Origin of the sequence: Yersinia sp. 1252 StPb PI (genome assembly GCF_048593885.1) — a bacterium.
In the GTDB taxonomy this organism is placed as follows: domain Bacteria; phylum Pseudomonadota; class Gammaproteobacteria; order Enterobacterales; family Enterobacteriaceae; genus Yersinia; species Yersinia enterocolitica_E.
Genome location: NZ_JAZGQE010000241.1, coordinates 1 through 5,526 on the forward strand (window position 1 = coordinate 1; position 5,526 = coordinate 5,526).

Sequence of the window (5,526 nt, forward strand, 5' to 3'; positions counted from 1 at the left end):
TTTTTTGATTTACCTCATCTAAACCTGACTTTTGTTAGTTGCATGCTGTTAAGTTCTAACTAAAGTGGTGAAAATTGGTCATTAATACTAAAAAAGACATCTATTACCCATATTAATGTTTAGTGCTACGCTTAATTATTTGTTGAATCTTTGCCTGACAGGCAATGCCCTATATTCACTGGCTAATTTATCAAAGGATGATTCATGTCTAAACGTCTATGGCTCCGAACTACCTTACTCACAGCCGCTCTACTCAGTGTTTTTTCTGTTCCCGTTAGTGCCGCAACACATACCCTGCAACTGGCTATCGGTGATGAACCCACCGAAGGCTTTGACCCAATGCTAGGCTGGAGTCATGGCAGTTATCTGCTATTGCATAGCCCGTTGCTAAAACAAAATGAAGATCTTAGCTGGAATAATTTTCTGCTGAGCCAGTATAAAACCAGCAACGACGGTAAAACCTGGACTCTGACGCTCAAGCCGGGCCTCAAATTCTCTGATGGATCTCCTCTGACGGCCAAAGATGTGGTGTTTACCTATAACAATGCTGCTGCCAGTGGCGGTAAAGTCGATATGGGTAATTTCCTCCGCGCCGAAGAAATCGATCCCCTCAATATTCGAATCCAATTGAAAGCGCCACAAAGTACTTTTGTAAATGTGTTGGGATCGCTGGGGATTGTTTCTGCTGATAAATATAATGCCAAAACCTATGCACAAAACCCTATTGGTGCTGGCCCGTACCGTTTGGTGAGCTTCCAACCGGGTCAACAAATGATCGTGGAAGCCAATCCTCATTATGCCGGAAATAAGAATGATTTCGATAAACTGATCTTTGTTTTTCTTGATGAAGACAGTGCCTTTGCAGCGGCGCAAAGTGGGCAGTTAGGGGTCGTCCGCATTCCACCATCGATGGCGGCAGGTCCGGTCAATAACATGAAGTTATGGGTGCGGCCAAGTGTAGAAAACCGTGGCATCGTGTTCCCGACCACTCCGGCGGGTAAGAAAGATGCTCAGGGTTATCCGATTGGTAATGATGTAACGGCGGATGTTGCTATCCGCCGTGCCATTAACTATGCCATTAACCGCCAACTCCTGGCCGACCAAATTATGGAGGGTCATGCTATTCCTGCCTATACAGGTGTACAGGGGTTGCCATGGAATAACTCAGATTCGGCCATTAAAGATGGTGATAGCGAAAAAGCCAAACAGATATTAGAACAGGCCGGTTGGGCGCTGAACAGTGAGGGTATTCGAGAAAAAAATGGGGTGCCGGCCAAAATCACGCTTTGGTATACCAGCGGTGATACTACGCGCCGCGATTTAGCCCAGGCGCTGCGTTCGATGCTGAAACCTATTGGTATTGATGTTGATTTGAAATCCGGTAGCTGGGAAACCGTTGAACGTAATATGCATGCTAACCCCACGTTGTTTGGCTGGGGTAGCCTTGATCCCATGGAGTTGTACCATCACTACAGCAGTAAAGCTGCCGGTGTTGAATATTATAATCCAGGCTACTACCAGAATCCGGTAGTTGATAAACATCTGCAACAGGCACTGGATGCGCCAACCTGGGAACAAGCGGTGCCATTTTGGCAACAGGTTGATTGGGATGGAACGACCGGTGCCGGTATTCGCGGTGATGCGGCGTGGGCGTGGTTATTGAATATTCAGCATACTTACCTGGCTAATGATTGCGTTGATTTAGGTAAGGGGGCACCGGAAATCCATGGTTCCTGGTCACTGCTTAATAGCCTGGATAGCTGGAAATGGACCTGTCAGTAATGAAGGGGATCTCGCTATTTACTCTGCGTTTAATTTGCCTGCTGCTAATCACCGCAGTAGGCACTTTTACGCTGCTGAGTTTTTCCCCGGTAGACCCAATACGCGCCTATATTGGCAGTGAGCTGTTGCATGTTCCACCGGAACAATATCCGCTGATTGCGGCGCGGTGGGGGTTGGATCTGCCTTTGTGGCAGCGTTTTCTGCATTGGTTTACTCAGGTTTTGCAAGGTGATTTGGGTTACTCCATGCTGTATAACGCGCCAGTCTCACAGGTCATTGGTGAACGTTTTGCCACCTCGTTTGCGTTACTGCTTTCGGCATGGCTATTCTCCGGCATTGTTGGGCTATTGCTGGGGCTGACTGCGGGGCGTTATCTTAATCGCTGGCCTGATCGTTTGATCTCAACCCTGTCATATCTATTAGCTTCGCTACCCACTTTCTGGATTGGTTTATTATTGCTGTCATTATTTGCGGTGAAGCTGAATTGGGCGCCGATTTGCTGTGCATGGACACCTGGAAGCAATGCTGAAACAGCCAGTTGGAGCGACAAACTGCGTCATCTCATTCTGCCGATGCTGGCCTTGGGATTATTGGGGGTTGGCAATATTGCGCTGCATACCCGCGCCAGGGTTGCTGAGGTGATGAATAGCGAGTTTATCCGCTATGCTCGTGCTCAGGGAGATAAGGGCTGGTCATTGGTTCACTTCCATATTTTACGCCATGCCATTACGCCAGCGCTTTGTCTGCAATTTGCCTCTGTGGGGGAATTACTGGGTGGCTCGCTATTAGCGGAGAAAGTTTTTGCCTATCCCGGCTTAGGGCAAGCCACTATTGATGCCGGGCTTCACGGCGATATTCCGTTACTGATGGGGATCGTCATGTTTTGCGCCATATTGGTCTTTTGCGGTAACAGCGTTGCCAACGCACTGTTACACCGCTTGAATAGGGGAGCTGCGCGGCAATTATGACTTATAACCCAAACCGGGCGCTGTTTCGGCTGTTCGTTTCATTGGCGCTATTACTCATTTTAATTGTTTATGGCTGGGTTATTTATCCCATTGAAGTACCGATGGATCTGATGGCGCGCCGCCAGCCGCCATCACCGGCTTATTGGTTTGGTACTGATAGTCTGGGGCGCGACTTGTGGTTGCGCTGTTTTCAGGGGATGACAACCAGTTTACAAATTGGCCTGATTGCTGCTTTTGCCAGTGGACTGCTGGCGATGCTCACTGCCAGTTTGTGTGCTATCAATAAAACGCTGGATTATATTATTCGCGGATTAATTGACAGTATGTTGGCATTGCCTCACTTGCTGTTATTGGTGCTGATCTGCTTCACTTTGGGGGGCGGGAAACAAGGCGTTATTCTGGCGGTAGCCCTCACCCATTGGCCAAAGCTTGCCCTGATTTTACGCGCAGAAATCTTACGTATTCGCGAGACTGATTATGTGATGTTGTCTCATCGGTTGGGTAACAGTAATTTTTACCGTTGGCGTCATCATCTGCTACCGTTATTACTGCCACAATGGATTGTTGGCACACTGTTGATGTTCCCCCATGCGGTGTTACACAGCGCAGCGCTCAGTTTTCTTGGGTTTGGGCTGTCACCTCATGAGCCGTCGTTGGGGATCTTATTAGCGGATGCACTGCGTTACCTGAGCAGTGGGGCATGGTGGCTGGCTTTTTTCCCTGGCCTGATTTTGGTGGGATTGGTATTAGTATTTGACCAGTTTGCCCGGTCGCTGCAACAACTCTGGGTGAGGATAACCTGATGTTGAAATTTGCAAAATTTGCTATTGATGTTGCTCATTACCGCTGGCTGGGGCGAAAAACCTGGCATCCTCTGCTGAGTAATATTTCTTTGGAGGTGAATCCGGGAGAACTGGTGGCGTTAGTTGGCGGTAGCGGTGAAGGCAAAAGTCTGTTGTTACAAAGTGCATTGGGTTTATTGCCAGACAATATGCGTTGTCATGGCGAGATTATCCTTGATGGTGAGGTGTTGTGCGCCCAAGACAAAATTGAACGGCGCGGAAAAACGTTATGTTACGTCCCTCAAGGGGTCAGCGCGCTAAATCCATTAATTAAAGTCGGCTCACAAATGACCCGCGCCGCGCAGCTTAGTGGTGTAAAACTGCGGCTGGAAGATGTGGCAATGCAACTGCAAACCTACAATCTTGCGCCAGGGTTGGTGCATGACTTCCCTCGCCAACTCTCTGGCGGCATGGCAAAACGGGTGCTGACCAGCTGTGCCACCCTGACCAATGCCCGCTATATTTTGGCTGATGAAGTGACCTCGTGGCTCGATGACGAACATGCCTGCCAGTTACTGACTCACCTGCGGGCTTTTTGCCAACAAGGGCGTGGCATTTTATGGGTAACTCATGATCTGGCATTGGCGGCACGTTTTGCCGATAAGATTGCGGTGTTACATCAAGGTAAGCTACATGAGACGCTGAGTGCTGAAGAATTGAAGAATAACGGTGGTAGTCCCTGGCTACAGTCACTATGGGCAGCGCTACCGGAGCAACAATTTGTCAGTCAGCACATAGCCTTGTCGGAGGTGGGCGAATATGTTTAGTGTCGATAATCTGACGGTGGTTCAAGGTGGCAAACTGTTGTGGGATAGCATCTCATTTTCTCTAACAGCCGGAGAGCGCTTAGGTATTTCGGCTCCCAGTGGTTTTGGTAAAACGACCCTTGGCCGGGTATTAGCACAATGGCAGTCAGCCACTTCCGGCCAGATTTTGCTCGGTGGCGCGCCACTGGCAAAAAAAGGTTATTGTCCTATTCAGTTAGTGCCACAGCATCCAGAACAAAGTTTCAATCCTTACCGGACTACGGGGGAGAGCTTGCATGATGCCTGGCGACCCGCAGCACATTGGCTTGAGCGGATGGCCGTTAATCCTGATTGGTTGAAGCGCCGGCCTGATGAATTGTCGGGAGGCGAGTTGGCGCGTATCGCACTATTGCGGGCACTGGATCCGCGCACCCGATACTTGATTGCCGATGAAGTAACGGCACAACTGGATGCACATGTTCAGGCACAAATTTGGCGCGTTTTATTAGACGAAGCGGCACACCGCCCATTGGGGCTTATTGTTTTCAGCCACAATAAATCCTTATTGGAAAAGGTATGTTCACGTATATGGATACCAGAGCGTGAAAGTAAAATCCCTCTTTATCAAAAACCAGTAGTTAAGCCTCAAATTGGTTTGGCATTGATAAAAACAGGATGAATTAATAACGGTAAATTAAAACGTAATCGATTAAATAATTAGCTAGAGTGATAGTCACTCAATGTGTGAGATGTTTTATTTCCAAGTGAAAATAGAATTATTGATTAGGATCATATTCTGTTTAAATAATGATAAAAACGCGGGGTTATACATTGGAGATGATAATTAACATCACGGTAAGATAACTTTACATAAATAAATTGAGATGGCGTTCAATATTAACTTGAAGTAGGTGACTATTCTATACACAGTGATTAGTATTTTAACGTGTTTTTATCAGGCTCACACCCCTTAGGGTTTTGTGATTTTGTTTCTGTCTCAGCATGCCAATTTAACATCTATTTTTGGTAGGAGCTCTGGTATTCTTTATTTGTGATGAATATAAACCCGCATCATTTTGCGCCTAACTAATTGATTTTTAATTGTATTAAATTAATTCGCCCTCATCGCTACAGTGTTTTTTATCAAGTTGGTAATTAATGATGAATTTTCCAGTTTTTGGTCTATAT

5 protein-coding genes are annotated in these 5,526 nt (G+C 47.1%); all 5 read left to right on the forward strand.

Annotated features, from left to right (window positions below; genetic code table 11):
- Window positions 1-204 precede the first annotated feature (204 nt).
- From V2A85_RS21600 to V2A85_RS21620, 5 genes are read left to right on the forward strand one after another with little or no spacing between them, the layout of a single operon-like run.
- On the forward strand, window positions 205-1,782 hold the full coding sequence (locus V2A85_RS21600) for an ABC transporter substrate-binding protein (protein ID WP_372559719.1): 1,578 nt from the start codon (window positions 205-207) through the stop codon (window positions 1,780-1,782).
- Window positions 1,782-2,750, forward strand: coding sequence for an ABC transporter permease (locus V2A85_RS21605; protein ID WP_372559942.1), 969 nt, complete (start codon window positions 1,782-1,784; stop codon window positions 2,748-2,750). The genes V2A85_RS21600 and V2A85_RS21605 overlap by 1 nt, the downstream gene beginning before the upstream one ends.
- The gene (locus tag V2A85_RS21610) at window positions 2,747-3,553 is read left to right on the forward strand and encodes an ABC transporter permease (RefSeq protein WP_372559718.1); all 807 of its coding nucleotides are present in this window, start codon (window positions 2,747-2,749) and stop codon (window positions 3,551-3,553) included. The genes V2A85_RS21605 and V2A85_RS21610 overlap by 4 nt, the downstream gene beginning before the upstream one ends.
- Complete coding sequence (locus V2A85_RS21615) at window positions 3,553-4,359, forward strand: ATP-binding cassette domain-containing protein (protein ID WP_083163051.1); 807 nt, start codon at window positions 3,553-3,555, stop codon at window positions 4,357-4,359. Before V2A85_RS21610 ends, V2A85_RS21615 begins: the two co-directional genes overlap by 1 nt.
- Window positions 4,352-5,017, forward strand: coding sequence for an ATP-binding cassette domain-containing protein (locus V2A85_RS21620; RefSeq protein WP_083163053.1), 666 nt, complete (start codon window positions 4,352-4,354; stop codon window positions 5,015-5,017). Before V2A85_RS21615 ends, V2A85_RS21620 begins: the two co-directional genes overlap by 8 nt.
- Window positions 5,018-5,526: the final 509 nt, after the last annotated feature.